Origin of the sequence: Breoghania sp. JC706 (genome assembly GCF_037026715.1) — a bacterium.
Lineage (GTDB): Bacteria > Pseudomonadota > Alphaproteobacteria > Rhizobiales > Stappiaceae > Breoghania.
Genome location: NZ_JBANCG010000002.1, coordinates 417,370 through 442,893 on the forward strand (window position 1 = coordinate 417,370; position 25,524 = coordinate 442,893).

The window sequence follows — 25,524 nt, forward strand, 5'->3', positions numbered from 1 at the left end:
GTCCCGTTCCGCGTTTTCGTTGTATTTTCAAAGGCCTGTGTCGGTCGTGGCGAAATTCTGCTCGACCACGGTCTTCAGATAGTCGCCATAGCTGTTGTTGTAGCCGGCGGCAAGGGCGAGCACCCGTGCCCGGTCGATATAGCCCAGTCGCCAGGCGATTTCCTCGGGACACGCGATCTTGTAGCCCTGGCGCAGTTCCACCGTCTGAACATAGTTTGCGGCCGCCAGCAGGCTGTCCACCGTGCCGGTATCGAGCCAGGCCGTGCCGCGCTGAAGGCGCACGACATTGAGATCGCCGCGCCGCATGTAGGCCTCGTTGACGGAGGTGATCTCCAGCTCGCCGCGCGGCGAGGGCGTGACGTTGCGCGCGATCTCCACCACGTCGGCATCGTAGAAGTAGAGCCCGGTGACGGCGAGGTTGGAACGCGGGTTTTTCGGCTTTTCCTCAAGCGACACGGCCTTGCCGGAGGCATCCATCTCCACGACGCCGAAGGCGCGCGGGTTGACGACCGGATAGGCGAAGACGCTGGCGCCCTTCGTCAGCCCCGCCGCCTGCTGCAGCACCTGGGTGAAGCCGGCCGCATGGAAGATGTTGTCGCCGAGCGCCAGCGCGCAGGGAGCGCCGTCGATGAACTGCTCGCCGATCAGGAAGGCCTGGGCGAGGCCGTCGGGCTCCGGCTGCTCGGCATAGTCGATGGAGATGCCCCAGCAGGCGCCGCTGCCCAGCAGCTCGCGATACATCGGCAGCGCCTGCGGGGAGGAGATGATCAGGATCTCCCGGATGCCCGCCAGCATCAGCGTCGACAACGGATAGTAGATCATCGGCTTGTCGTAGACCGGCAGAAGCTGCTTGGAGATGATCTGGGTGACGGGATGCAGGCGCGTGCCAAGGCCGCCGGCGAGAATGATGCCCTTCATGACGTTTTGCTTCGGCGCGCGCCGAATACCCCCGATTTCGCGAATGGAGCCGATACCTGTCGGAATCACGTTCCATCATGAGCCCGACAAAAAGGGCGATTTCCCGTCCGGGCAACCTTATCGCGTCGGCGATCAGGCGCCCCTGCACGAGTCGTATCGGCAATGCGGCCACGTCAGTCAACAATGCATGTCGGGCGAAGGGTACGGCTGCGCCGTTTTGCGGCGGCACCCCCTAGATCTTGCCGCTCGTGCCGGGAATTCTGCAACCGCAATGGCTTGATGATCGGGGCGGCGTCGGTTGCGCGTGGTGCCAAGACGTCAACTGACGTGGCGGCCTTGGCAAAATGGCAGATGTGCATCAGTATTTCGCGACAACGCCGATATTTTCCGATGCCGTATTCATGTTTCGCTAGGGGCGGTGACGCATGATGGCGCCAGTATCAACAGCCTGCGGCATGAGAGAATGACTGTCGATCACACCCTTTCCGGACTTTGCGCCTGTCCCGCCTGCGCAGGCGACAGCCAGTTTCAGGCCGAGGCGGTGACGCCGCAGGAGAGCTATACCGACGTCTGGACCCTGTCGCAGATCTCGGACCAACTGTCGCGCTCCAATGCCGAATGGTCAGGCTCGACCGTTACCTTCGGGTTCTCGACCTCCGCGCCATCCTATTCCCTCGGCACCGACGGCGAAGGAAACGGCTATTCGGTCTTCTCCGAGGCCCAGAAGGCGGCCGCACGCGATGCAATCGAGGCGTGGGACGAGCTCATCGCCGTGAATTTCGTGGAAAGCACATCGTCCGGCGCGCAGATCCAGTTCGCCAACACCACGACGGGACCCCAGGTAGCCTGGGCCTACTACCCGTCCTCAAGCAGTGCAGGCGGTGACGTCTGGGTCAATCCCGATTACAGCTACAACAGCCGTCTCAATTACGGCGAATACGGCTACCTGACGCTGGTCCACGAGATCGGCCACGCCATCGGCCTGTCGCATCCTGGCGATTACAACGGCGGCTCGCCGAGCTACTACTCCTCGGCCGACTATCAGCAGGACACGCGCCAGTACACGGTCATGTCCTATTTCTCCGCCTCCTACACCGGCGCCGACCATTCGCCCCCGGGTGGCTCAACCTCCTACGCGGCGACGCCCCTGCTGCACGACATTACCGCCATCCAGGACGTCTATGGCGCGAACATGACGACGCGCACGGGCAACACCACCTACGGTTTCAATTCCAACGCCGGCCGCGATGCTTTCGATTTCACGATCAACACGGCCCCCGTCGTCGCGATCTGGGACGCCGGCGGCATCGACACGCTCGATCTTTCGGGCACGGGCTACAGCCAGGTCATCAACCTGACGGCGGGGGCCTTCTCCGACGTGCTCGGCATGACGGACAACCTCGCCATCGCCTTCAACGTCACCATCGAGAACGCCACCGGCGGCTCCGGTTCCGACGACATGACCGGCAACGACGCGAACAACCGGCTCATCGGCAATGGCGGCAACGACATTCTGAGGGGAGGCGCCGGCAACGACGTTCTGCGTGGCGGCACGGGCGCGGATGTTCTCGATGGCGGTGTGGGTATCGACTGGGTCGACTATTTCACCTCCTCGGCGGGTGTGACGGTGAACCTCGCCGACAGCGCGAAAGAGAGCGGTGGCGATGCCCAGGGCGACCTCCTCATCGACATCGAATATGTGCTCGGCTCCGCCCACAACGACGTGATCCTCGGCGACGGTGCGGGCAACATCCTGCGCGGCTACGACGGCAACGACCGGCTGATCGGCAACGGCGGCAACGACATCCTGCGCGGCGAGGCCGGCAACGACGTGCTTCGCGGCGGCACGGGGGCCGACATCCTCGACGGCGGCGCCGGCATCGACTGGGTCGACTACTCGACCTCGTCGGCGGGCGTGACGGTGAACCTTGCCGATGCGGGCAAGGAGAAGGGCGGCGAGGCCGAGGGCGACACGCTGATCGACATCGAATACGTGCTGGGCTCGGCCCACAACGACGTGATCCTTGGCGACGAGGCCGGCAACCTCCTGCGCGGCTACGACGGCAACGACCGTCTTATTGGCAACGGCGGCGACGACATCCTGCGCGGCGAGGCCGGCAACGACGTTCTGCGCGGCGGCGAGGGCGGCGATATCCTCGACGGCGGCGCCGGGATCGACTGGGTCGATTACTCGACCTCGTCGGCGGGCGTGACGGTGAACCTGGCCGATGCGGGCAAGGAGGTCGGCGGCGAGGCCGAGGGCGACACGCTGATCGACATCGAATACGTGCTTGGCTCGGCCCACGACGACGTGATCCTCGGCGACGGTGCGGGCAATGTGCTGCGCGGCTACGACGGCAACGACCGGCTGATCGGCAACGGCGGCAACGACATCCTGCGCGGCGAGGCGGGCAACGACGTTCTGCGCGGCGGCACCGGGGGCGATATCCTCGACGGCGGTGCCGGCACCGATTGGGTCGACTATTCGACCTCGTCGGCGGGTGTGACGGTGAACCTTGCCGATGCGGGCAAGGAGGTCGGCGGCGAGGCCGAGGGCGACACGCTGATCGACATCGAATACGTGCTGGGCTCGGCCCACGACGACGTCATCACGGGCGATGCCGGCAACAACTATCTGCGCGGCTATCTGGGCGATGACACCCTCACCGGCGGTGTCGGCAACGACATCCTGAGAGGTGAGGCGGGGGCCGACACGCTCGATGGCGGAGACGGCTTCGACTGGGCCTTCTATCTGGGATCCTCTGCCGGGGTGAATGTCGATCTCTCCGACGGGCTCGCCGAGAGCGGCGGCGATGCGCAGGGCGACATATTGACGAACATCGAGGCGCTCTATGGGTCCGACCATGCCGACACCCTGACGGGCGATGCCGGCAACAATACGCTGCGCGGTGGTGGTGGCAACGACACCCTAACGGGTGGCGGCGGCAATGATTTCCTTCGGGGCGACGGTGGTGCCGACACCTTCGTCTTCGCCGCCGGGTTCGGCACCGATATCATTGCCGATTTCGCCGATGGCCTGGACCAGCTGCAGTTTGCCATGGATTTCGGTGTGTCGACGGTCGCGGATCTGTTTTCCACCTTCGGGCACGCGGCGGGCATCGACTACATCTTCGACTTCGGCGCCAACGGATACGTGACGATCGCCAACGCCACCGAGGCGCAACTTACAGACGACGTCTTCCTCGTCGCCTGACGGCGGTATCCCACTCCGGGCGATTCGCCCGCATGCCGCCCATCGAAACGGCGGCCCGATCCAGTCTTTACCCACGGCAAGCCGAGGCCGGCGGCATTGCGCGGCCCACACCCGCAAGGCGCGCGTTTTCTTCGGGTTCCACAGGCCCCGATGCCCCGCCATTTGCCGGGGTTTACATCCTATGGCGTGTAAGATATTGAACGCTCCCAAGATCGGGCGAGCATTTGCGATCAATACGTCCGTATCTACTGTGTCATGCGTCCCGTTTGCTTGCGCTTTTCCGATCTCTCTTTGAGTTTTCCGAGGAAAATAGAAGTATCGGAAGGCTTGGGAGATTCAGTCGAAATACACGCCGTTCCGGCAGGCTCGCCCGGGTACGGAATGTGTTAGATCTTACAGGCGGTTATACTTGGGCATGCAGGCTATCATTCTTGCCGGCGGCAAGGGGACCCGACTTGCCCCGCTGACGCTTGATCGGCCCAAGCCTCTGGTCGAGATCGCGGGCAAGCCGATGATCGCCCACCAGCTGGAGCTGCTTGCGCGTTACGACATTCGCGATATCCACATCCTGACCGGCCATCTCGGCCACATGTTTCCCGAACTGCTCGGCGACGGCAGCCGCTACGGTGTGCGGATCGGCTACCATCTTGAGGACCGCCCTCTTGGCACTGCCGGTGCCGTGAAGTCGATCGTCGCCGACCTCGCCGACACGTTTCTTGTGCTCTATGGCGATGTCGTGCTCGACATGCAGCTCGATCATTTTGCCGAGGTACACCGGGCAAGCGGCGCGCTCGGAACGCTCGCCGTTCATCCCAACGACCATCCCTTCGACAGCGATCTGGTGTCCTTCGACGAGCGGGACCGGGTCACGGCGTTTCACTCCAAGACCCGTCCGGCCGATGACAAGCACGAGAATTTCGTCAATGCGGCCGCCTATTGCCTCAGTCGTGGCGTGCTCGATCACATTTCGGACGAACCGGAGGATTTCGGGCTCGTCACTTTCCCCCGGATCGTCTCGGCCGGCGGCCATCTCCAGGCCTATCGGACCGCGGAGTTCATCAAGGATGTCGGGACGTTGCAGCGCCTCAAGGAGACCGAGGCGAAGATCGACAGCGGGGAAGTCCGCTCACGGAATCGTGAAAATGCCCAATTTGTGGTTTTCCTCGACAGGGACGGGGTCCTGATCGAAGAGGCCGGCGACGCGCTGGCTCCTGAGAACATTGCCCTGGTGCCGGGTGCGGGAGAGGCGGTGAAGCAGCTTCAGGAGGCCGGCTTTCTCGTGATCCTGGCGACGAATCAGCCGGGCATCGCCAAGGGCTTCATCGATTGGGACGACGTACACGCCGTGCATGCCGAGATAGACGATCGCCTCGCCCGTTCCGGCGCATTTCTGACGGACAAGTATGTCTGTCCGCACCATCCGCAGGCCGGGTTCGAAGGCGAGCGCGCGGAACTCAAGATCGCGTGCGACTGCCGTAAGCCGCATCCGGGCCTGCTGCTGCGAGCCCGCGATCACTACAACATCGATATGGGCCGCTCCTTCATGATCGGCGATCGCACGGTCGACACCGCTGCCGCACTGGCGGCAGGCTGCACGCCGCTCATGGTCCGGACCGGTTTCGGCGGGCGTGACGGCATATGCGATGTCGGCGATGTTCCGCTTTTCGAAGATCTGCCGGCCGCCGTCCGGCACATCTGTGCCAAGGCAAGAGGCTCCTGACGACATGATCATTTCGCGCGCGCCGTTCCGCATCAGCCTGATGGGCGGCGGCAGCGATCTTCCGGCCTACTACGAGCGGTTTTCCGGCAAGACGCTGTCCTTCACGATCAACAAGTTCGTCTACGTGGCGACCAACCAGAGCTTCCACCAGCGCTACCGGTTCGTCTACAGCCGGGTGGAGGAGGTGACGTCGCTCGACCAGGTCGTCCACCCGCTCATTCGCGAGATCGCGCGCGATTATCCGGTGCCCTTCATCGACTTCGCCTCCTTTGCCGATGTGCCGGCGGGAACGGGCCTCGGATCCTCTTCCGCCTTTGCCGCGGCGACCGCGCTGAACCTCGCCTCCTACAGCGGCGTATCCATTGCCGCGGACGATCTTGCCGATTACAGCTGCCGCATCGAGATCGACCGGCTCGGCGAGCCGATCGGCAAGCAGGACCAGTATGCGGTCTGTCTGGGCGGTTACAACACGCTGCACTTCAACCGGGACGGATCGGTCTGCAGCGACCGTCATTCCGGCGTGCGGGTCGGTCGCTTTCTGGAACGGCACCTGTCGCTGGTCTTCACCGGCATCACGCGGCGGGCGAATTCGACCCTGGCGGAGCAGACCCGGAACCTGCGCGACGATCAGGCCGTCGTGGATTGCCAGCGCGAGATCGTCGAAATGGTGGGCGCCATGCACGAGGCAGTCGCCATGCGCGATGCGAAGGAATGCGGGCGGCTGCTGCATCACAACTGGGAGCTGAAGAAACGGCTTTCGAGCAACGTCGGGGAGCAGTCGATCGACGAGCTTTATCAGAAGCTTCTGTCGATGGGTGCCTATGGCGGCAAGGTGCTTGGCGCCGGCAATGGCGGCTTTGTCGCCGTCTTCCACGACGATAATTTCAAGGAACGGCTGAAAGAGGTAGGCTTGCCTACGCTGGAATACCGATTCTGGCCCGATGGAGCGGAGGTCGTCGAGAATGACGCGGTATTGCTTCCCCGATAGGAAATACGCCTCCGCGGGCGACTTTGCCGGCGATTATGCCCGCCAGCTGAACGAGGCAATGGCCGGGGTGGACCGGGATCAGATCGACGGGGTCGCCGGCTGTCTGGCGGCCGCCATCGATGCCGGCCGGGAAATTTTCGTCTGCGGCAATGGCGGATCCTCGGCGATCGCCAATCACGTGACTTGCGATTACGTGAAGCTGCTGGGCCTTGCCACCGGCAAGCCGGTGCGCCTGTCGTCGCTGAACGCCTACAGCGAGCTCAATTTCGCGATCGCCAACGACATCGCCTTCGAGGAGGTGTTCGCGTTCCATATCGCCCAGCGCGGCCGCGAGGGCGACGTCCTGTGGGCGATCTCGTCCTCCGGCAGTTCGCCAAACATCGTCAAGGTGCTCGAGACGGCCCGCGCGAAGGGCCTGGAGACGATCGCCTTCACCGGGTTCGAAGGCGGCAAGGCGAAGGATATTGCCACGCACTCGGTCCACGTGCCGGCGGGCAATTACGGGATCGTCGAGGACGCGCACCAGATGTTGGCGCACATCGTCTGCCAGTACGTCAGACACCTGCATGTGAAAGAAGAGACATTGGGATCGGTCGTATTTTAATGAACACGCAGGTTATCATCCTCGGCTTTCACCGCAGCGGCACGTCGCTGTTCACCGACTACCTCAATCAGGCCGGACTGTTCGTGGGCTCCGATCTCCTGGGGGCCACGCCGACGAACCATCGCGGACACTTCGAGGACCGCGGCATCGTCCACTTCCACACATCCATGCTGCAGCGGGCGGGGGTGAACTGGCTGGCGAGCGCCCCGTATTTCCCGATCTACGTGCCGCAGGACCACAAGGAAGTGTTGCGCCTGCTCGCCAATCGCGACGCGCATAATGCGGTGTGGGGCTTCAAGGATCCGCGCACCTGCCTGTTCTGGGATCTGTGGGATACCCATGCCAGCAATCCGGTCTACGTGGTGCCGCTGCGCCATTACGAATTCTGCGTCGACAGTCTTCAGCGCCGCGCTTTCCGCGATGCCAACACGAAGAATGTCGGGCGCCAGCACAACCTGCGCATCGCGAACAATCCGGACATGAGCGCCGCGTCCTGGCTGCTGCATATGGCCCGGGTTCTGGAATGCGTGTCGAAGGCGCCCGAACGCTCCTTCGTCGTCGATATGCACCAGCTGAACAAGGAAAGCAGGCCGGTGCGGATGGTCAACGAGAAGTTCGATCTCGCTCTGGAGGACATCGAGTTCGGCCGGGTATTCGATCAGTCGCATTTCAAGGCGACGATGCGCCACCCGCCGGTTATCAGCCCGTCGCTGCGTCAGCAATGCGAGGAACTCTGGCAGGAACTGCTGGCACGTGCCGATCCCGAAGGAGCATCTGCCGCGACAAGGGAGGTGCGCTCCTACCGCCCCTTCGTGCTGAAGACCGACAATGCGGAATACGAACGGCTGCGGCTCGAGGTCGGGCTCGGCGGCGGTGTGCGACGTGACAAGAAGGCGCCCCCCCGCCCGGCCGTTGCCCGCGCCATGAATGACGGCGAGGTCGCCGGATTGTTCGCCGAACGCATGCGCGCCGGTCGCTACGGCAAATTCCTCAAGTTCATGGAGCCCTTTCTCTCTGCCGTTTTCGATTGGCTGAACAAACGATGAGAGCGATCGGTCTGACTGCGACGGCCTCGATTGACGAACGCTTCGCGTCATTTTCCTCGACGGCGGATGCTTACGGCTTTCTGAGGGAGCAGGCTCTCGCCGCCGAAGCACAGGCGCCGGTCGGGCCGCTTGTGATCTTCGACGTGGCGAGCGTGCCGCTGCCCTGGTTCGATGACAATGCGGAGTGCCGTAGGGCCTTCGTCCTGCGTGACCGCCGCGACGTTGAGACCTTCATCGTGCTTTCGGGCCGCATGACGGCCGGTACGTTCGACCTGAGCGATCTGGTTCTGGTATCCGAAGAGGTGCCGCTGAACGGCAACGAACGCGCTGTGCTGCGGGCGGCCCAGGCGGAATTTTTCAACGATCTGGACAAGGTCCTGATGCCGGGCGGCGTGCTGGACGTTTGGGAGCAGCGCCGCCGGCGGTTCTTTTCCGTCGATGCGCAGATGGCGACAGGCTTTCATGTTCTGCGCTATCGGGCCCGTGAGCCCATTCCGGTTTTCCGGAGGCTCGTGACGGGAGCCTTCCTGTTCGAGGAGGACATGGGGATCAGTGCGACGGCGGCTGTCATCGATGCGCCGGCTTCCCTGGACGAGGCTTCCGAATACGCCGATTTCGACGAAATCTTCGCGTTTCTCGGCTCCGGCGTGTCGGTTGTCGAAACCGTTTCCCTCTTTCGCAACGCGACGGGGCGCAATCCGATGATCGTCGATGAAGTCGCCTATTCGGTGGAAGGCGTCCCGAAGAGCTTGATACGGTTGCGTCTCGCATGATCCATTACATCGTCTGCAACAATCCACCTCTTGGTACTCTGCCGGTCGCGAGCGGTCCCGGCATGCGGGCGCGACAGCTTTACTGGCAAGTCAAGGCGGCCGGACATGAGGCGCGTTTCGTTATGTTCGCCGACCGCTATTCCATGACTTGCGGCGTCGACAACCTTCCCCACGGCCACCGCGAGATGCAGCTTGTCCCCAATGGACTCTTCGGCGACTTCGTCGAGCGGATAGAGCCGGGGGTCTTCATCTTCACGCAGGCAAATTTTCCAAGCGAGTTGAGCAAGGCGGCGCGCCATCATCACATCGTCTTCGACTTCATCGCGCGAAAGGATCTGGAATTCATCGCGAGCGGCAAGGAGGCCGCGGCGTTGAAATATCTCGACGATGTGCGGACCTACATGGACCATGCGCATACGGTGCTCGTGACGTCGCCGAAACTCGCGGCCCACGTCGAGGCGGAATATGGCCGCAAGCCGCTACTCAATCCGTTCGCGTTCCAGCCCGAGGACCATGTGAAGTTCGTCAAGCCGACGATCACCTTCGGCGGGCGGATCCACAAGTGGACCAACTACGCCATTACGTTCGACGGATTGGCAGACTACTTCGAAACCCATCCCGAGCACCGCGGGCTGTTCATGTTCGACAGCGCGATAGAAGGCGTCGAGGATCCGCACGCCAAATCGGTCAACCGGCTGCTGACGCTCCCGAATGTGACCAGGGTCGGGATGCTGCCGACCCGCCAGGCGGCCGAGCTGGTGGGGCGCTCGCATCTGTTTGTCGACAGCAGCTTCCAGGGTGAGGAGCGCGATTTCGCCACTTCCATCCGTACGGTCCATGCATTGTCGCTCGGCACGCCCGTCTACCACAATGCCGGGACGGGGCTTGACGACGTCTATCCCGATTTTCCCGGCCGTCTCGGCCCGGAACCGGATGCGGCGGTGGTGGAGCGCACCGTCGACGACGCGCTGTCGGGGGCATTCGAGGCTCCCCTCAAGGCCGTGCAGGCATCCATGAAACGCATGCTGTCGGAGAAGGCGTTGGCATGGTGATCCCCAAGAAGCGCATCTTCTTCGTCGTGCCGAATTACAGGCAGGTCGGCGGCATCGCCAAGATGCTCGACTATGCTGTCCATGCCGACCCCGAGCGCTACGAGGTCTGGTTCGCGACGCTGTCCAACCAGCATGCGAAGGCCGGGCTCACGGCGAAGCCGTATTATCAGCGTGCCCAGCACGACATCCAGTTCACGCTGCTGAACGATGCGGATCTGCGTGACGGCGATCTGGTGATGATCTCGCTGCCCAGCAACTTCTATCGTGTTCTGGAGCGCGCCAAGGCTCTCGGTTATCCCGACATCCGGTTCATCCACCTGATCCAGAACGTGCGTCACAACAACATGTTCTTCGACAGGGGCGCCGCCCGCGACCTGTTGATGAAGAACATGCTGCGGATCTGCATCACCGATCAGGTCTATGACGCGGTGAAGGAACTCGTGCCGGACGAAAACCTGATGGAGTTGAATTTCCACGGTTTCGATTTCGAGTTCTTCCGCCGTCCGGCCATCCGCGCAAATCCCAGGCTGCGACTTGGATACAACCTCTTCAAGTCGAACTTCGGCGAAAGGGTGCGCGAGGCTTGCGAGGCCAAAGGTCTGCCGGTGGAGTTCGAGGTCGTGCCGCGCGGCGTCTCCTGGGAAAACCTGCGTGCCGCCTACCATGCGTGCGATGCCTTCATCGGAACGCCGCTGCGAGAGGAAGGCTATTACCTGCCGGGTATCGAGGCATTGGCCGGCGGCGACGTCTTGATCTGTTCCGATGCCGTCGGAAATCGCTCCTATCTCGCCGCCGACGCTGCCTGGACGGTGGGGTACGAGGACGTCGACGATTATGTTGCGAAGATCGAGCAACTACTGGCAATGGCACCGGAGGATCGCGAACGCCTGCAGGCGTCCGCCGTGGACTTCGCGTCGCAGTTCTCGCTGGAGATGGAAAAGCAGGGCTTCAGGTCGTTCCTGGAAAAGCATGTGGCCGAGTGAGGGCACCCTTCCTTGCCTTCGTTGGCTGCCCCGCCTCTTGGCCATCGTGCCGTTCACGCAAGGTGATCGGTAAGGCGCGTGGTTCCTGGCTGTTCAAGTCAGCCCAGCGGCAAGAATGTGCAAGGCAAGCGCCTGGCGCGAGAGCGCTTCGCTCGGTCGCTTCAGCCCTTGCGGAAGTTGCGTCGATAAACTTCCGGAAAGTGCGATCAGGGATAGGTAATTTCTGCATTTCCCGCGTTCGATCGCGCTCCGTCTTGTTCAAATCCTCAAATTAAAACCTGATTTCTTTGGCGCGCGCGCGCTGAGCCGCTAATGTGCCGCACCGGATTCTGGTGCGGTACCGTCATCTGGAGCAATCGGCGGACGTGCGCCGGTGGTTGGCGGTGGTCAAAGCCTGCTTGCGGCGATCGGCACGGGAACGAAGTGCCGGGACAGTAGCGTCGAGGCCAGCGGCGTGGCCGGAACGAGGGGGCCAGCGGCGTGGCCGCAGTGAGGGGGGAAGTCATGGATCGCATCGTCGTGCAGCCATTCGGCAAGAGGTTCGTGCTGGCCCTCTTGCTGGTGGCGGTGCTGGCCGTTCAGTTCTGGACGCAGTCGCGCTATCCCGCACTGAACGAGAAGGCGATGATGAGCGGCGCGATCCAGCTGGAGGACCCGCTGGGCTTCGAGGCCAAGTTTCCGCTCAAGCCCGACGACACGATGGTCGAGCGCATCGCCAAGTCCACCGGCAACTGGATCAAGACCAACCAGCGCGGCATGACCTTCGGCATCCTGTTCGCCGCCGCCTTCCTCACGCTCTTCGGCTATATCCGCAAGCACAGCTTCAGGGGGAGTTTCTCCAATTCCGCGCTGGGGCTGGTGATGGGCGCGCCGCTTGGCGTCTGCGTCAATTGCGCGGCCCCGATCGCGCGGGGGCTTTATTCGGGCGGCGCGCGGGCGGAATCCACGTTGTCCGCGATGATCGCCTCGCCGACGCTCAACATCGTCGTTCTCACGATGCTGTTCTCGCTGTTTCCCTTCTACATGGCGATCACCAAGATCGCGCTGTCGCTGGTGATGATCCTTCTGGCGGTGCCTGTCATCTGTCGCTTCCTGCCGAAGGAGCAGTTGCAGGCCTCGATGGCCAGGCGCGCAGCCACCGTGACGCCCGATCCCCACACCAGCGCCACGGATCAGGAAAACCTCTTCTGGGCGGTTCTCTACTTCGTCAAGGACTACGCGATGAACCTCTGGTTCATCGTCAAGACGACCGTGCCCCTAATGCTGCTGGCCGGCTTTCTCGGCGCCCTGGTGGCAAGCCTGCTGCCGGCAAGCCTTCTGGAAAACGCGGGCTTCGGGGTCTTTGGGCTGGTTGCGGCATCGCTCATCGGTACCTTTCTTCCCGTGCCCATCGGGCTCGATGTCGTCGCCTCGGGGGCGCTGCTTCAGGCAGGACTGGCGCCCGGCTACGTCATGGCGCTTCTGTTCACGCTCGGCATTTTCTCGATCTATTCGTTCTTCATCGTCGCCACCGCCATCTCAATGCGCGCGGCCCTCCTGCTTGGCGCGACGATCTTCGTCGTGGGCATTCTGGCGGGCTTCGGCGTCTCTCAGTATCACGCCTGGCAGACCGAACGCGCGCTCAGGATGCTGACCGGCTGGGAGTTCTCGCTGATCGGGTCCGCCCATGCCGCGGAGACGGCGGGCGCCCATGCCGGGGTTGTCCGCGAATTCACGGTTTCTGGCGCAAAAGGCGTTGTCGAAAAGCATGATTTCGCACAGCGCTCTTCGGCCGGCGAACTGCCGTTCTCGCGGATGGAAGCGTGGCATCTGGGCATCGACAAGCCGACGGAATTCTCGCTCGCCGACATGTGGCCGCCGTTCTGGGAAGGGCGCTCGATCGCGGCCGGCGACTATGACCGGGATGGTGCGACCGACCTCGTCTTCGCCTCCACCGAGAAGGGGCTCTATTTTTATTCCGGCGACGGCAAGGGCGGATTTCGCCCACAAGCGTTCGACATCGGCCGGATCGCGGAAATGCCGGTCTTCAATGCGGTGCTGGTCGATATCAACGGCGACGGCTGGCTCGATCTGTTTCTCACGACCTATCAGCAGGGCAATTACGTGCTGAAGAACGTGGAAGGGCGTTTCGACGTCGCCAACCTGACGCCGGTGAAAAACCGCGACGATGCCATCCTGACCATGGCCGTGAGCTTTGCGGATTTCGACCGCGACGGCGATCTGGACGCGGCGCTCGGCAACTGGGCGGCGGGCTGGTATCGCAAGGTTCCCGGTGAGGAGGCGCGCAACCGCATCGTGCTCAACGAGGACGGCCGGCTGACGGGCGAGCGCTTCCAGGATCTGCCGGGACTGCCCGGCGAGACGCTGTCGATCCTGTTTTCCGACATCAACGGCGACGGCAACGCGGACCTGTTGGTCGGCAACGACTTCGAGATGCCGGACATGTTCTATCTGGGCGACGGCAAGGGCGCGCTGACGGCGGTGACGCGCGCCGACGGGCTTATCCCGATGACCACGACCACGACCATGGCGCTGAAGACCGCCGACCTGCACAACACCGGCAGCTCCGCGATCTACGCCGCACAGATCGCTGGGCGTTCGTCCGGCGTTTCAAAGAAGCTCAAGATGCGCTCGCTCGACCACTATTGCGAGGGCATCGAGCGCGAGGCTGATCGGGCCGTGTGCGAGAAGAACATGGCGATCAAGCGCTGGTACAAGTCCGGTCACAGCTTCGACCCGGGCTTCGCCTCCAAGTGCGCGGAGATGGAGGGGCGCTATCAGGCCGAATGCAAGGCGATGCTGGTCAAGGATCTGGCCATCCAGAACCGCGATCCCTCCATCTGCAAGCTGATCCCCGCCGACGCCACGCGCGCCCGGCAGCTGTGCGAGATCCATTTCCGCCCGTTCCGCAAGCCGGACGAGACGGAGATGGAAAAGACCGTGCCGCAGATCCTGCGCCGCAATGTGCTGCTGGAGCCCCGCCCCGGCGGTGGCTTTGTCGAGACAGCCGAGGACGAGGGGCTCGATGTCGGCGGCTGGAGCTGGGATACCAAGATCGGCGACTTCGACAATGACGGCTTCCAGGATGTCTACATCGTCAACGGCACGTGGGTGCCGAACGAGGTGAGCCCGTCGAACCTGTTCTTCCGCAACAAGGGCGACGGCACCTTCGAGGAGGCAACCGACGCCTTCGGGCTGGCCGACTACCTGATCACGGCCGCCGCCCTGCAGATCGACCTCGACGGCGACGGCGATCTCGATTTCCTGACGGTGCCGGTCAATGGTCCGGTCGAGGCCTTCATCAACAATTCCACCACGGGCAACGCGATCGAGATCGCGCTGGAGGACTATATCGGCAACAGCGCCGGCATCGGCGCCCGCATCGAGGTGCGGGCGGGCGAACGGCTGTGGACGCGTGAGATCCAGCTCGGCGGCGGGTTCATGTCATTCGACCTGGCCGAAGCCCATATCGGGCTCGGCGAAGTGGAAGCGGTGGACAGCGTGACGATCCGCTGGCCGGTCGGCGAGCTGATGAAAATCGAGGGCCCGTTGCCGGCGGGCGCGCGCTATCTTGTCAAGCGCTACGGTGATCCGACACTGTAACCGGCGGCGCATGTCGGCGAAAACCGCCGGTGCGGATGATGGCGCGGGCGCGGTGGATGCAAGCGAAATATCAGAACGGAATATCAGGAGGCGACATGCAGCGTGGGACGGCCTTGCGGAAGACGCAAAGGGTGGCGAAAAGGGCCGCCTTCCCCCTCATTCTTTGCGTCCTCGCCGGGGTGGCGGCCAGTGGGCCCGTTCGCGCGCAAGGCCAGTCGGGCGAGACCGCCGGGCCTGCCGCCGGAGCGGGAGCCCCGGGTGCACCCGGTGATGGGTCCGGTGCCGAAGGGAAAGCTGCAGCCGGTTCGGGTGCGGCCGCCGTTGCGCCCGCTGTTGCGCCGGACGGCACGCCCGACATGTCCGCATCCGAAGCGGCCTACCGGCGCGGCGATTTCGTGACGGCGCGGGCGGAGCTGGAAAAGCTCGTTCCCACGGGCGATGCGCAGGTGCTCTACCGCCTTGCGTTCATGATGGTGAACGGCAAGGGCGGCGCGCAGGATATTCCCGGCGCGGCGGCGCTGCTGAAACAGTCGGCGCAAAAGGGCAACGTCGATGCGCAGACCATGCTCGGCCAGTTCTATTTGCGCGGCGCCGGCGTTGCCCGCAACCTGCCGGAGGCCGCGCGGCTGTTCCAGCTCGCAGCCGAGAAGGGAGCGCCGCAGGCGCAGTTCTTCATCGGCAAGATGTACCATGAGGGCGTCGGCGTTCCGGCGGACCCGGTAAAGGGCCTGACGTGGCTGCAGGCATCCGCCCGGCAGGGCGTGGCGGAAGCGATGTTCGAGCTTGCCCGCATGTTCGGCAAGGGCGACGGCGTGACGGCGGACGAGGCGGAATCGCTGCGCTGGCTGGAGCAGGCCGCCGATGCCGGCCTGCCGCTGGCGCAGTTCACGCTGGCGCAGAATTTCTCGCGCGGCGGCGCGGTCGAGCGCAACGACGACAAGGCGCTGGCGCTCTATCGCAAGGCGGCGGAAGCCGGATACGTGCCCGCCCAGAGTGCGCTCGGCGCGCTCTATTTCGCGGGCGAGGGCGGGCTTGCCAAGGATACCGGCGAAGCGTTCGTCTGGTTCACGCGTGCAGCCGAGGGCGGCGATGCGAACGCCCAGACGAACCTTGCCTACATGTATGCGACCGGTACCGGCGTGGCGCGCGACGAGGCCATCGCCGCCAAGCTCTACAACCAGGCCGCCGAAGCCGGCTTGCCGCGTGCCCAGGCGGCCTTTGCGGTGATGCTGTCGGAAGGCCGCGGCGTTGCGAAGAACCCGGCCGCGGCCGAGCAGTGGTATATCCTGGCCGCTCGCGGCGGGCTGGAAGCGGCGCGCAAGCGGCTCGGCGAACTCTATGCCGACGGCACATACGAGGCGACGGATCGCGCCGCCGTCGTGCCCTGGGTCCATGAAGCGGCCCTTGCCGGCGACGAGACGGCCGTGAAATGGCTGGAGACGGCGAACGCCGATGGCGTGCTGGCGGCCCGGGGGCGTCTTGCCGATGTCATCGCCAAGGGCACGGCGGACGCCGCGCCGGATCCGGCGCAGGCGCTTGAGCTCTTCCGCGATGGTGCTGAGAAGGGCGATCCCTATTGCCAGCTTCAGCTCGGTCTTCTCTATGCGCGCGGAGAGGGCGTGGAGCAGGACTATGTCCAGGCCCACAAGTGGGTGAACCTGTCCGCTGCCGACGGCAACGCCGAGGCGGTGCGCTCGCGCGATCTCTTCGCGAGTCTGATGACGCCGGAACAGGTGAGCGAGGCGCAACGGCTTGCGCGCGAGTGGAACGCGGCGCATTTGGCCGAGGCGCAGTGAGGAGGCCCGCATGACGGCGAGGCTCAAGGAGCAAGCCAGCGCGCGAACCAGCGCATTGAGGCGACCGCCGGCGCGGCGCGGCCTGCGTGCGGCTGCCGGCCGGTTGCGGCGTTGCGTTTCGGCGATTGTTTTCGCCGTCCTGCTCGTCGCGTTCGGCGGTCCAGCGATCGCGCAGGGCGATGCGGATTCGTTACCGCAAAAAGCCCAGGAGGCGCTTCAGCGCAACGACATTGCTGCCGCCATCGCCCTTCTGACCCCGGCCGCCGAGGCTGGCTCTGTCGCGGCGCAGTTGCAGCTTGCGGGCATCTATCATCGCGGCTCCGGCGTGCCGCAGGATTACGCGGCCTCGGTGCACTGGTACACGCTTGCAGCGCATGCCGGCAACGCCCAGGCGCAGAACGCGCTCGGCGCCTCCTATGCCGCCGGCCTCGGTGTGCCGCAGGATTACGCCGAAGCGTTGCGATGGTACCGGATGGCGGCAGAGCAGGGCGATCCGCGCCACCAGTTCGATCTTGCGACCATGTACGACAACGGCTACGGCACGCCGGCGGACCCGGCCGAGGCGGCGCGGTGGTACGAAAAGGCCGTGGCGCAAGGGCTGGCAGAGGCCGAGGCCAATCTCGGCATGCTCTATCTGGAAGGCCGCGGCGTTGCGGCCGATCCGGCCCGCGCCTTCGCGTTGCTCTCCTCGGCGGCCGACAAGGGCGAGGCCAAGGCGCAGAACAATCTCGGCTTGATGTATGTGCGCGGCCAGGGCGTCGTTCAGGACTACGAGAAGGCCGCCGCGCTGTTCGCGAAGGCGGCGGAGCAAGGCCTGAAGCCGGCCATGACCAATCTCGGCGTCATGTATGTCAACGGTTTCGGTGTGCCGCAGAGCGAGACGAAGGCCTACGATCTCTATCGCCGCGGCGGGCGGGCGCAGGCGGCGGGGGCCGCGCCGGACATCGATCTGGAGGCGATCGGCGCAGTTTACGACAGCCGGCTGGCGCCGCCGTTCTCGGGCGGCTGGACGGTGGAGGCCTACGAGCAGGCGGCCGCGCGCGGCGATACGCTTGCCGCGTTCCTGCTGGGATACGTCTACGCCGTCGGCGTGCGGGTTCCGCGCGATTATGCGGCGGCGGCGCGGTATTTCCGCAAGGCGGCTGCCGGCGGGTCCGTTCCCGCGATGACGAACCTCGGACTGCTCAGCATGCGCGGGCTCGGGACGCCGCAGGATTTCGTCACCGGATACATGTGGCTCAATCTGGCGAGCGCGGGCGGCCATGCCGAGGCGATGCAACTGCGCGCCATGCTGCGAACACGCATGACCGCCGGCCAGATCAACGAGGCGCAGGATCTGGCAAATCGCATGTGGGCGAGGCCGACCGGGGCAGAACCGGCTGGCCGGAAAGAATAGGTCAGTACGACTGCGGGCGATACTCTGCCGGCAAACCGCTTTTCCAAATTGGTATTTGTACCCATGTGCAGAAACGGGTGTTCATGCCCGCCGGGTTCAGAGAAAAGGCTCTGAATCAAGAGGGAAAATCAGTCGGTCATTTCGAGGTGAAAGATATCCGCCTGTCTGGACGCGTTTCATCCTTGTTCATATTTCCCTGTTTCCGTTGTTTTCTTAAGTGACCACGTTGGCAGCCGGGCGCGCCTCGGTTACAGTGACGCGAAGTCATACTGGAGTATAACCGGCCAGAGCGATCCGGTCTGATCTGTCGGGATATGCGCAAGGTATTGATATCGAGCGAATTTCCGGCGCTCAGAGGCTGCGTTTGAATGACGGGAATACGCTCCGGGCGGATCGGTCGGGCGGATCCGCAGATTCGCGGAACGGCTTACGCGGTGCGGACATCTGCCGCACGGTGAGGGGCTTTCGCCGGGTTTCGCGCCGGATCGGGTGATTGGCGCTGAGATATGTTTCCGCCGAAGCGTGCGGAAACGTGAATGAGGGGGCGTGATGACACGCGGTGTGTTTACCGGCCGGCCGGCGCAGCGCCCGGCGACAGGCAAAACGGAACGTCACGCGCGCGCCGGCGGGCGGTTCGTGTCGGTTCTGGCCTTTGCCGTGGTCATGGCCGGATCCGTCTGGCCGGGCGCGACATGGGCGCAAAGCGACGAACTGGTCGCGACCAGCCGCTTTTCCGCAGCGACCGTCGGTTTCGATCTCGGCGGCGACTATCGGAAGGTGACGCTGACGATCTCCGGGCCGAACGGCTTCTCCGTCTCCGCGCAATCGGAACGTACGGCGCCGGTCATCAATCTGCGCAAGTTCGGCAAGGTCGAGGATGGTCGCTACAGCTATCAGCTGACCGCCGCGACGTCGAAGCGCATCGCTGTTCGCTCCCAGCTGGACAACGGCCGTGGCGACAGCGCGAAGAACGAACTTTATGCCGGTGTGGGCACAAGCGGGTCGTTCCTGGTGAAGGATGGTGTGATCTACCAGCCGGTCGAGGAAGAGGAGCGATAGGTCCGGGGCAGCGCGCGTTTGGAAGTGGTGCGGTGGATATGCTTCCTCGCCATCGCTTCCATTGCGTCAGCGATGCGGGTCGCTTGCCGGATCCGCCTGCGGGCGGAAGGGGGGCATCGCTCCATGGATTGGAGAGACTTTCGCGACTGGGGCAAACGGTTCGAAGGGGTGTGTCTGGTCGCAACTGCCGCCGTTTGACGGGGTGAACGGGCAGACGCCGGGCTCGCCGGAGGCCGGTCTGGCTCTGGAGATCCCGTAAGGCGGGGAGGGCCGGACGTGGCCTGGAAAGTTACAGACAAACGTGTTGCCGGCGGGGGCCGGAGGAGAGGGTGCTGATGAAGAAGCTTGCTGGACTGGGGCTGGCCGCTGGCCTCACAATGACTTCCGCGCTTGTCGCGGGGACGGCCTTGGCCGACGAAGTTTTCGTTCAGGACGTGATCGTGCAGGGCAGTCTCTGCGTCGGCGTCGATTGCGTGAACGGCGAAGCCTTCGGCTTTGACACGATCATCCTGAAGGAAAACAACCTTCGCATCTATTTCAACGACACCTCGGCCTCCTCCTCGTTTCCTAACGTGGACTGGCGCCTGATCGCCAACGAAACGGCGAACGGCGGGCAGAACATGTTCGCCATCGAGGATTCCACGAACAGCAAGAAGCCGATCTGGATCCAGGCAAATTCGCCCGACAACCTGCTTTATCTCTCGTCCGCCGGGCGGGTCGGCATCAAGACCTCCTCGCCCGCGGTCGATCTGCACATGCGCAGCGGCAACTCCCCCACCCTGCGCCTCGAACAGGACGGCTCCGGCGGCTTCGCTTCCCAGACTTGGGACGTCGCCGGCAACGAGACGAACTTCTTCATCCGCGACGTGACGAACGCGAGCCGGCTGCCGTTCCGGATCGTGCCCTCCGCACCCTCCAACGCGCTCTTCATCGCCGCCGATGGTCACGTGGGTCTCGGAACCAATACGCCCGACGGTCCCTTCCAGGTGGAGAACGGGAGCGGCACGACTGATGATTTTCTCGTCAATTCCAGCGGGTTCGTTGCGATCGGCAACAATGATCCGAAGCAGCCGGTGCATATTGCGGGCGATGGCACGCGGCGGCGCGGCATTCGTCTGGAGCAGACGACCGCCGCGACGCGCTGGGACATCAACAATTACGAGACGGGCGCTGCGGAAGGGGCCGGCAATTTCGGCATCAATCTCGGCGGCGTCGGAACCATGCTGGTGATTACCACGGCGGGGACGGTCAGGATCCCCGGGCTGACGAACTGCGCGCCCGGCACGCTCCAGACCAACGCGGCGGGGGATCTTTCCTGCTGATCTGACCTGATCGGACGAAACGTCATCATTCGAATGAACACGGCCTCCCCTTGCGTGCGCAAGGTGGGGCCGTTTTTGTGATGCGCTTGAGCCGATCGCGATCCGTTAAAAGCAATGCGGTTGCCATGGCCATGCGGCCGGATGTGGCCTCGGGGCTATGCCCCGGCGCGCTGTCCCGCCTCTCGCCTGTGCTGCCCCTGGGGACATATCGGGCTGCTGGCTTGGTCAGGCGGGGCTTTCGTCTTCGTCGACATGGCGCGGCCTGCCGAGCTTCAGATAGACGACGTCGGTTCGTGATCCGGGCATCGCGCGAACGTATTCTTCGTGTCGAACGACCAGATCCTGCGCCGCCAGCTCGGCCTTGAACATGTCCAGGTCGCCGTGCCCGGTTTCGTCGACGATCTTGCCTTCATTGAGATTCCAGAGGTCGTCCGTGCCCGGGATCAGATCGAGCGACAGCAGCACCTCGCCATCAGGCTTGAGAAGCCGGGCGGCTTGCGCCATGACGGCACGGCGGGTGATCCGCGGCATGTGTTCAATGACGGAGATCGAATAAATTACGTCATAGCGTTCGTCGTCATCGAACTCGCTGGCATCGATGTTGAACGAGCGGATGCGTGCGTCTAGCTCGCTATAGTCGAGATAGCCCCATTCGTTCCATTGGGGCGTCGGCGGTCCGGTCCGGATGCGGTCATGTCTGTCGACGGTGGTAACGCGGGCCCCTCGTTGCGCGAGAATGAGCGGCACGCAGCAGATACCCGCACCTATATCCAGGACGGATTTGCCTTCCACGTCGCGCAGCTGCTCGGCGAACCAGGGATACTCATGGGTTCGGCTGATTGTGAAGGGGAAGAAGCCGAGATGCTGGCGGCTGTAGTCCACCAGTTCGCGCAGGACGTGCGGATGGTCGGTGTATCGGCTGCCGATGACCCGCTGGTGAAGCCCGATATCATTGCGCGAGCGGCGGTCTCCCAACCCCTTCTCGGCAAAGTGCAACGAGACGTCGCGATAGCTTCCAAGCCGATGGACTGCGGAAACCGGCTTCAGGCTGGAGATGTATGAGGGCATCTCGGCCGAATTGAAAGAGATCCCGGCGCCCTTTATAGGCGTGGTGTGGGAGGAAAAGAACAGGCCCTTGCGCGCGACGCGCACCAGATTTTCGGCAAGGTCGCGCGCGGCCGCCTCATTGGGCTGATGGATCAGGACATCCATGCAGGTCACGTAGTCGAAACTGTCGTCGGGAAAATCGGAAAGATCCTTTCGCAGGAAGGTCCATTCCGGTCGCCTCCGCGAAGCGATCCGCAGAGCCTCCCCCGACACGTCTATCCCGGTATAGTCGCCAAGCGGCAGCGGCGCGAACAACTCCAGATCGCCGCATCCGACATCCAGAATGCTTTCGGATGCGATGAGATCGAAATACGGCTCAAGCAGCGCCCGCTTGTGAGAAAGCACGTCCCCACGCGATCCCAGCCCCGAGCCCAGCTCCGGGAACTGCGCGTAGCGAAAGTCCCAGAAGATCTCGTTGCTGAAGGCGCGGCGCCTTTGCGCAACGAGCGTGGCGTTGCAGCGCTCGATCGCCTCGTCGATCCAGCCGACGCCGGTCTTGCGCAGAAGGCCATGCGCGTCGAGCCGGTTGTGATAGTGCAGGGCACAGACCGGGCCGGGCTCCAGCACGCCAAGCGTATCGGCATCGATATGGGTCGGCAGATTGGCGGTCACGGGCAGCGGACTGACAGGGGTCTGGCTTTCCAGCAGGGCAAAGCCCATGCCGAGCTGGTCGCAATGGCCGGCGTATTTGCCGAGGAGGTCGGCGGCGGCGAGGCAGGTCCTTGCATTCCTTTCCCAAAGCGGGTGGATCTGCCGCGCGAAATCTGACGGCATGATGTAGACGCCGCCATTGAAGTTCGTCGCAAAGACGTCCACCTCGGGCGCGAGCTCCAGCGGGACGGTCGGGATATCCCCGGTAATGCCGCACAGAGCCGCCAGTTCGCGCCACATCTCCTCGGGCGGATTGTTGTTGTCCACGACCTTCGCGCGGAACTTTCCTTCCTCGACGAGATCGGCCGGGTCGCAAAGAAACGCGATATCCGTATCCGAAAGGACAACGAAATCGGCTTCGAGAAGCTCTTGCGTTTCCAATTGCCGGATCTTGTTGCAATAGACCGCCGGCCCGTCGCCAAAAGGCTCGATCTCGACCAGCGTCACGCCGTGTTTCCGCATCTCGGCTTGCAGCGTTTCGCCAAGCGCGCCGCGCACATGATGGACGAAGAGACGACAGCGGGTCCCAAGGGCGCGCAAGGCGCAGAGCCAGTTCCAAGTCTGGAGCCTGAACTTCGGATTGTTGTCGACAACGCAGGATAGGTGAACGGTCGGACGCGTCTTGCCCTCAGAAAGAGATCTGGGCTGCTCCAACATGTCCATCGACGAAAATCATCTTTCGGTAAGGGCTGACGAGAAATGTTTCTAACAGTCTTGATAATGCAGATGCAATGTGATTTCGACTGGGAGAACGACTGCGCCGTTACCGTCAGAAACGAGCGGCCACCTTGGGCCATATATGGTGTGCGGGAATGCGCCGACGTCTCTTTCTTCATGTGGGGCTGCCCAAGACAGGGACCAGCGCGGTTCAGGCGTGGTTGTACCGCAATGCCGATGCTCTGCGCCGTTCCGAGATGGAGTATCCCGACGCGTTTGCCCCTGGGGGCGATCCCAGCCATCGGTGGCTGGTTCGCGGCTTGCTTTCGCGTGATCTCGCAGATCTGCGAGCGGTGCTGGACGCGGCGTCCCAGCCGGACATCGTGCTCTCCAGCGAGGGACTGACGAACCATCTCTATGATTTTTCGCCCGAAGCGCTGGACATGTTTCGCAGCATGACCGGCGCATTCGATGTCACGGTGCTTCTTGCAACGCGCGAGATGGATGCGTGGCTGCGCTCGTACTACCGACAGGCGATAATCAACCCGGGAAACAGGATGAGCGATCTTTGGGGAACGGCGCTTTCCTTCGAGGATTTTGCCCGTCACCCCCGGATGCGACAACTGGCGGATCATCCCGCACTGATCAACGATCTGCGGGCTGCCTACGGCGCCTCCCACCTGGTGCGGCTGGACTATGACGGCGACTGGTTCTCCGGGCTTGCCGGCGCGCTCGGTATCGATTGCGCCGCCTCGGCGCCCGCCGATCGTGTCAACGAAAGCGTGCCGGGGTGGATCGCGGCGCTGATGTTGCGGATCAATCGCCTGGGAAAGAGCGAACCGGAGAGGCGATTGTGGCGTGCTGCCATCCAGATGCATTGCCCGACGGGCAATTCGGTCTTCCGGCAATCGCTGGCGGGCATTCGCCGACCCGATATCGCCGCACTTGACCGGTCAATCGTGGAGAGGGAAGTCCGGGAGCGGGTTCATGCTGGCCGGGGGGACATTGACGGCCTATTGGGTTTTTCGGATTTCTTGAAGGAGCAATCCCCGTAAGTGTGGGACTCATGAAATAATCGGGCATCGCGTCACCGTCGCCCGGGAAAGGCGGTGCGCGCGAGCCGTTGCAAGGCAAATGCAGAAGCGCGAACATAATAGCGGCGCCACGTTAGGAAACCTCTGTCCATGAAGCCCACCAATTCCGTTTTCACCGGTCTGCCGACCACTGTGTTCGAAACCATGTCGCGGCTCGCCGTGCAGCATGGTGCGATCAATCTCGGCCAGGGCTTTCCCGACGTGGACGGCCCCGAGGATGTGCGAGCGCAGGCCTCCGCCGCGCTGATGACCGGTTCGAACCAGTACCCGCCGATGCTCGGCCTGCCGGAACTGCGCCAGGCGGTGGCGGATGCGAGCAAGCGCTTCTACGATCTCGATGTGGATTGGCAGCGCGAGGTTCTGGTGACATCGGGCGCCACCGAGGCGATCGCCGACTGCCTGCTGGCGCTGGTTGAGCCGGGCGACGAGGTGATCCTCATCGAGCCGCTCTACGACTGCTACCTGCCGATGGTGAAGCGGGCTGGCGGCACGCCCGTGCGCGTGCGCGTGACGCCGCCGGAATGGAAGCTCGATCTCGATGCGCTTGGCCGGGCCGTCACCCCGCGCACCAAGGCCATCCTCATCAACAACCCGATGAACCCGGCCGCCAAGGTGTTCTCCGAGGAAGAGCTCGCCGGCATCGCCCGGATCTGCGTCGACAACGACCTCTATGCGATCTGCGACGAGGTTTACGAGCACCTGATTTTCGACGGCGCCCGTCACCGCCCGCTGATGACCTTCCCCGGCATGCGCGAGCGTACCGCGCGCATCGGGTCCGCCGGCAAGACCTTCTCCCTCACCGGCTGGAAGGTCGGCTACATCACGGCAGCGCCCGCACTCCTGGATCCGATCGCCAAGGCCCACCAGTTCGTCACCTTCACCACGCCGGCGAACCTGCAGAAGGCGGTGGCCTATGGCCTTGCCAAGGGCGATGTCTATTTCGAGACGCTGGCATCCGATCTGGCGGCCAAGCGCGACCGGCTGTCGGACGGGCTTTCGCGCCTCGGCTTCGCGGTTCTGCCTTGCGCTGGCACCTATTTCGTCACCTGCGACGCCTCCGGTCTGATGCCGGGGCTGGGCGATGTGGAGATCTGCCGCCGTCTGACGGTGGAGGCGGGCGTGACGGCGGTGCCGGTGTCGGCGTTTTACGGCGACAACGCGCCGGAAAGCTTCATCCGCTTCTGCTTCTGCAAGAAGGACGAGGTTCTCGACGAGGCGGTGGCAAGGCTCTCGCGCTGGCTTCACGACGCGGCCGCGGAGGCTGTCGTCGGCTAGGGGGCATGTCGGCGGGGCTCACGCCCTGCCGACCGATTGTCCCGATGCTCTCTCGGTGCATGGGGGCAATTTAAAGTGGTGTCCCCGACTGAATGCTACCGTTTTTCCTGCGGTTCTGTTCCCCCGTATGCATGCATCGTATTGAGGCCGTTGCGGCAAAATATTGCAGGCATTGATGTTCTTTCGGTTTTGGTGTCGATGGTCGTTGGCTGAAGCCTGAAGACGTTCGCGTAAATGCAGTGGCGGACGCCGTATCTGTAGGAAAA

17 protein-coding genes are annotated in these 25,524 nt (G+C 63.7%); 15 read left to right on the forward strand and 2 right to left on the reverse strand.

All coding sequences use genetic code 11. The annotated features are described in order from the left end of the window. Nucleotides 1-27 precede the first annotated feature (27 nt). Nucleotides 28-918: a glucose-1-phosphate thymidylyltransferase RfbA gene (gene rfbA, locus V2L18_RS05025; protein WP_336176730.1), complete on the reverse strand. Its 891-nt coding sequence runs from the start codon at nucleotides 916-918 to the stop codon at nucleotides 28-30. A 463-nt stretch (nucleotides 919-1,381) separates the two neighbouring features. Here rfbA and V2L18_RS05030 point away from each other — a divergent pair, with 463 nt between their 5' ends. From V2L18_RS05030 to V2L18_RS05090, 13 genes are all read left to right on the forward strand, one after another. Then, nucleotides 1,382-4,132 (forward strand): M10 family metallopeptidase C-terminal domain-containing protein, encoded by a 2,751-nt coding sequence (locus V2L18_RS05030; RefSeq protein WP_336176732.1) that lies wholly within the window; start codon nucleotides 1,382-1,384, stop codon nucleotides 4,130-4,132. Between the two features lie 415 nt (nucleotides 4,133-4,547). Continuing rightward, nucleotides 4,548-5,852: an HAD-IIIA family hydrolase gene (locus V2L18_RS05035; RefSeq protein ID WP_336176733.1), complete on the forward strand. Its 1,305-nt coding sequence runs from the start codon at nucleotides 4,548-4,550 to the stop codon at nucleotides 5,850-5,852. Nucleotides 5,853-5,856: 4 nt separating this feature from the next. Then, a complete protein-coding gene (locus V2L18_RS05040) occupies nucleotides 5,857-6,840 on the forward strand; it encodes a hypothetical protein (protein WP_336176734.1) in 984 nt (327 codons plus the stop codon). Beyond that, a complete protein-coding gene (locus V2L18_RS05045) occupies nucleotides 6,815-7,444 on the forward strand; it encodes an SIS domain-containing protein (protein ID WP_336176735.1) in 630 nt (209 codons plus the stop codon). The genes V2L18_RS05040 and V2L18_RS05045 overlap by 26 nt, the downstream gene beginning before the upstream one ends. Further along, nucleotides 7,444-8,490, forward strand: coding sequence for a hypothetical protein (locus V2L18_RS05050; RefSeq protein ID WP_336176736.1), 1,047 nt, complete (start codon nucleotides 7,444-7,446; stop codon nucleotides 8,488-8,490). Before V2L18_RS05045 ends, V2L18_RS05050 begins: the two co-directional genes overlap by 1 nt. After that, a complete protein-coding gene (locus tag V2L18_RS05055) occupies nucleotides 8,487-9,263 on the forward strand; it encodes a hypothetical protein (RefSeq protein ID WP_336176737.1) in 777 nt (258 codons plus the stop codon). Before V2L18_RS05050 ends, V2L18_RS05055 begins: the two co-directional genes overlap by 4 nt. After that, nucleotides 9,260-10,315: a hypothetical protein gene (locus V2L18_RS05060; protein ID WP_336176738.1), complete on the forward strand. Its 1,056-nt coding sequence runs from the start codon at nucleotides 9,260-9,262 to the stop codon at nucleotides 10,313-10,315. Before V2L18_RS05055 ends, V2L18_RS05060 begins: the two co-directional genes overlap by 4 nt. Further along, nucleotides 10,309-11,298 (forward strand): glycosyltransferase, encoded by a 990-nt coding sequence (locus V2L18_RS05065; protein ID WP_336176739.1) that lies wholly within the window; start codon nucleotides 10,309-10,311, stop codon nucleotides 11,296-11,298. Before V2L18_RS05060 ends, V2L18_RS05065 begins: the two co-directional genes overlap by 7 nt. Nucleotides 11,299-11,802: 504 nt before the next feature. Continuing rightward, the gene (locus V2L18_RS05070; protein ID WP_336176740.1) at nucleotides 11,803-14,901 is read left to right on the forward strand and encodes an FG-GAP-like repeat-containing protein; all 3,099 of its coding nucleotides are present in this window, start codon (nucleotides 11,803-11,805) and stop codon (nucleotides 14,899-14,901) included. Nucleotides 14,902-15,257: 356 nt separating this feature from the next. After that, on the forward strand, nucleotides 15,258-16,697 hold the full coding sequence (locus V2L18_RS05075) for a hypothetical protein (RefSeq protein ID WP_336176741.1): 1,440 nt from the start codon (nucleotides 15,258-15,260) through the stop codon (nucleotides 16,695-16,697). A 10-nt stretch (nucleotides 16,698-16,707) separates the two neighbouring features. Continuing rightward, nucleotides 16,708-18,093, forward strand: a complete 1,386-nt coding sequence (locus tag V2L18_RS05080) for a tetratricopeptide repeat protein (protein WP_336176742.1) — start codon at nucleotides 16,708-16,710, stop codon at nucleotides 18,091-18,093. Between the two features lie 549 nt (nucleotides 18,094-18,642). After that, nucleotides 18,643-19,152: a hypothetical protein gene (locus V2L18_RS05085; protein WP_336176743.1), complete on the forward strand. Its 510-nt coding sequence runs from the start codon at nucleotides 18,643-18,645 to the stop codon at nucleotides 19,150-19,152. Between the two features lie 335 nt (nucleotides 19,153-19,487). Next, a complete protein-coding gene (locus V2L18_RS05090) occupies nucleotides 19,488-20,474 on the forward strand; it encodes a hypothetical protein (protein ID WP_336176744.1) in 987 nt (328 codons plus the stop codon). Nucleotides 20,475-20,699: 225 nt separating this feature from the next. Here the strand turns inward: V2L18_RS05090 and V2L18_RS05095 are convergent, their stop codons facing one another. Beyond that, nucleotides 20,700-22,895, reverse strand: coding sequence for a methyltransferase domain-containing protein (locus V2L18_RS05095; RefSeq protein ID WP_336176745.1), 2,196 nt, complete (start codon nucleotides 22,893-22,895; stop codon nucleotides 20,700-20,702). Nucleotides 22,896-23,044: 149 nt separating this feature from the next. Here V2L18_RS05095 and V2L18_RS05100 point away from each other — a divergent pair, with 149 nt between their 5' ends. Further along, nucleotides 23,045-23,944: a hypothetical protein gene (locus tag V2L18_RS05100; protein ID WP_336176746.1), complete on the forward strand. Its 900-nt coding sequence runs from the start codon at nucleotides 23,045-23,047 to the stop codon at nucleotides 23,942-23,944. A 129-nt stretch (nucleotides 23,945-24,073) separates the two neighbouring features. Further along, the gene (locus V2L18_RS05105; protein ID WP_336176747.1) at nucleotides 24,074-25,258 is read left to right on the forward strand and encodes an aminotransferase; all 1,185 of its coding nucleotides are present in this window, start codon (nucleotides 24,074-24,076) and stop codon (nucleotides 25,256-25,258) included. Nucleotides 25,259-25,524: the final 266 nt, after the last annotated feature.

Excerpts from the sequence above, each read along its gene's own strand:
- rfbA (WP_336176730.1), bottom strand. The coding sequence starts at position 918 with ATGAAGGGCATCATTCTCGCCGGCGGCCTTGGCACGCGCCTGCATCCC.
- V2L18_RS05030 (WP_336176732.1), top strand. The coding sequence starts at position 1,382 with ATGACTGTCGATCACACCCTTTCCGGACTTTGCGCCTGTCCCGCCTGC.
- V2L18_RS05035 (WP_336176733.1), top strand. The coding sequence starts at position 4,548 with ATGCAGGCTATCATTCTTGCCGGCGGCAAGGGGACCCGACTTGCCCCG.
- V2L18_RS05040 (WP_336176734.1), top strand. The coding sequence starts at position 5,857 with ATGATCATTTCGCGCGCGCCGTTCCGCATCAGCCTGATGGGCGGCGGC.
- V2L18_RS05045 (WP_336176735.1), top strand. The coding sequence starts at position 6,815 with ATGACGCGGTATTGCTTCCCCGATAGGAAATACGCCTCCGCGGGCGAC.
- V2L18_RS05050 (WP_336176736.1), top strand. The coding sequence starts at position 7,444 with ATGAACACGCAGGTTATCATCCTCGGCTTTCACCGCAGCGGCACGTCG.
- V2L18_RS05055 (WP_336176737.1), top strand. The coding sequence starts at position 8,487 with ATGAGAGCGATCGGTCTGACTGCGACGGCCTCGATTGACGAACGCTTC.
- V2L18_RS05060 (WP_336176738.1), top strand. The coding sequence starts at position 9,260 with ATGATCCATTACATCGTCTGCAACAATCCACCTCTTGGTACTCTGCCG.
- V2L18_RS05065 (WP_336176739.1), top strand. The coding sequence starts at position 10,309 with ATGGTGATCCCCAAGAAGCGCATCTTCTTCGTCGTGCCGAATTACAGG.
- V2L18_RS05070 (WP_336176740.1), top strand. The coding sequence starts at position 11,803 with ATGGATCGCATCGTCGTGCAGCCATTCGGCAAGAGGTTCGTGCTGGCC.
- V2L18_RS05075 (WP_336176741.1), top strand. The coding sequence starts at position 15,258 with ATGTCCGCATCCGAAGCGGCCTACCGGCGCGGCGATTTCGTGACGGCG.
- V2L18_RS05080 (WP_336176742.1), top strand. The coding sequence starts at position 16,708 with ATGACGGCGAGGCTCAAGGAGCAAGCCAGCGCGCGAACCAGCGCATTG.
- V2L18_RS05085 (WP_336176743.1), top strand. The coding sequence starts at position 18,643 with ATGACACGCGGTGTGTTTACCGGCCGGCCGGCGCAGCGCCCGGCGACA.
- V2L18_RS05090 (WP_336176744.1), top strand. The coding sequence starts at position 19,488 with ATGAAGAAGCTTGCTGGACTGGGGCTGGCCGCTGGCCTCACAATGACT.
- V2L18_RS05095 (WP_336176745.1), bottom strand. The coding sequence starts at position 22,895 with ATGGACATGTTGGAGCAGCCCAGATCTCTTTCTGAGGGCAAGACGCGT.
- V2L18_RS05100 (WP_336176746.1), top strand. The coding sequence starts at position 23,045 with ATGCGCCGACGTCTCTTTCTTCATGTGGGGCTGCCCAAGACAGGGACC.
- V2L18_RS05105 (WP_336176747.1), top strand. The coding sequence starts at position 24,074 with ATGAAGCCCACCAATTCCGTTTTCACCGGTCTGCCGACCACTGTGTTC.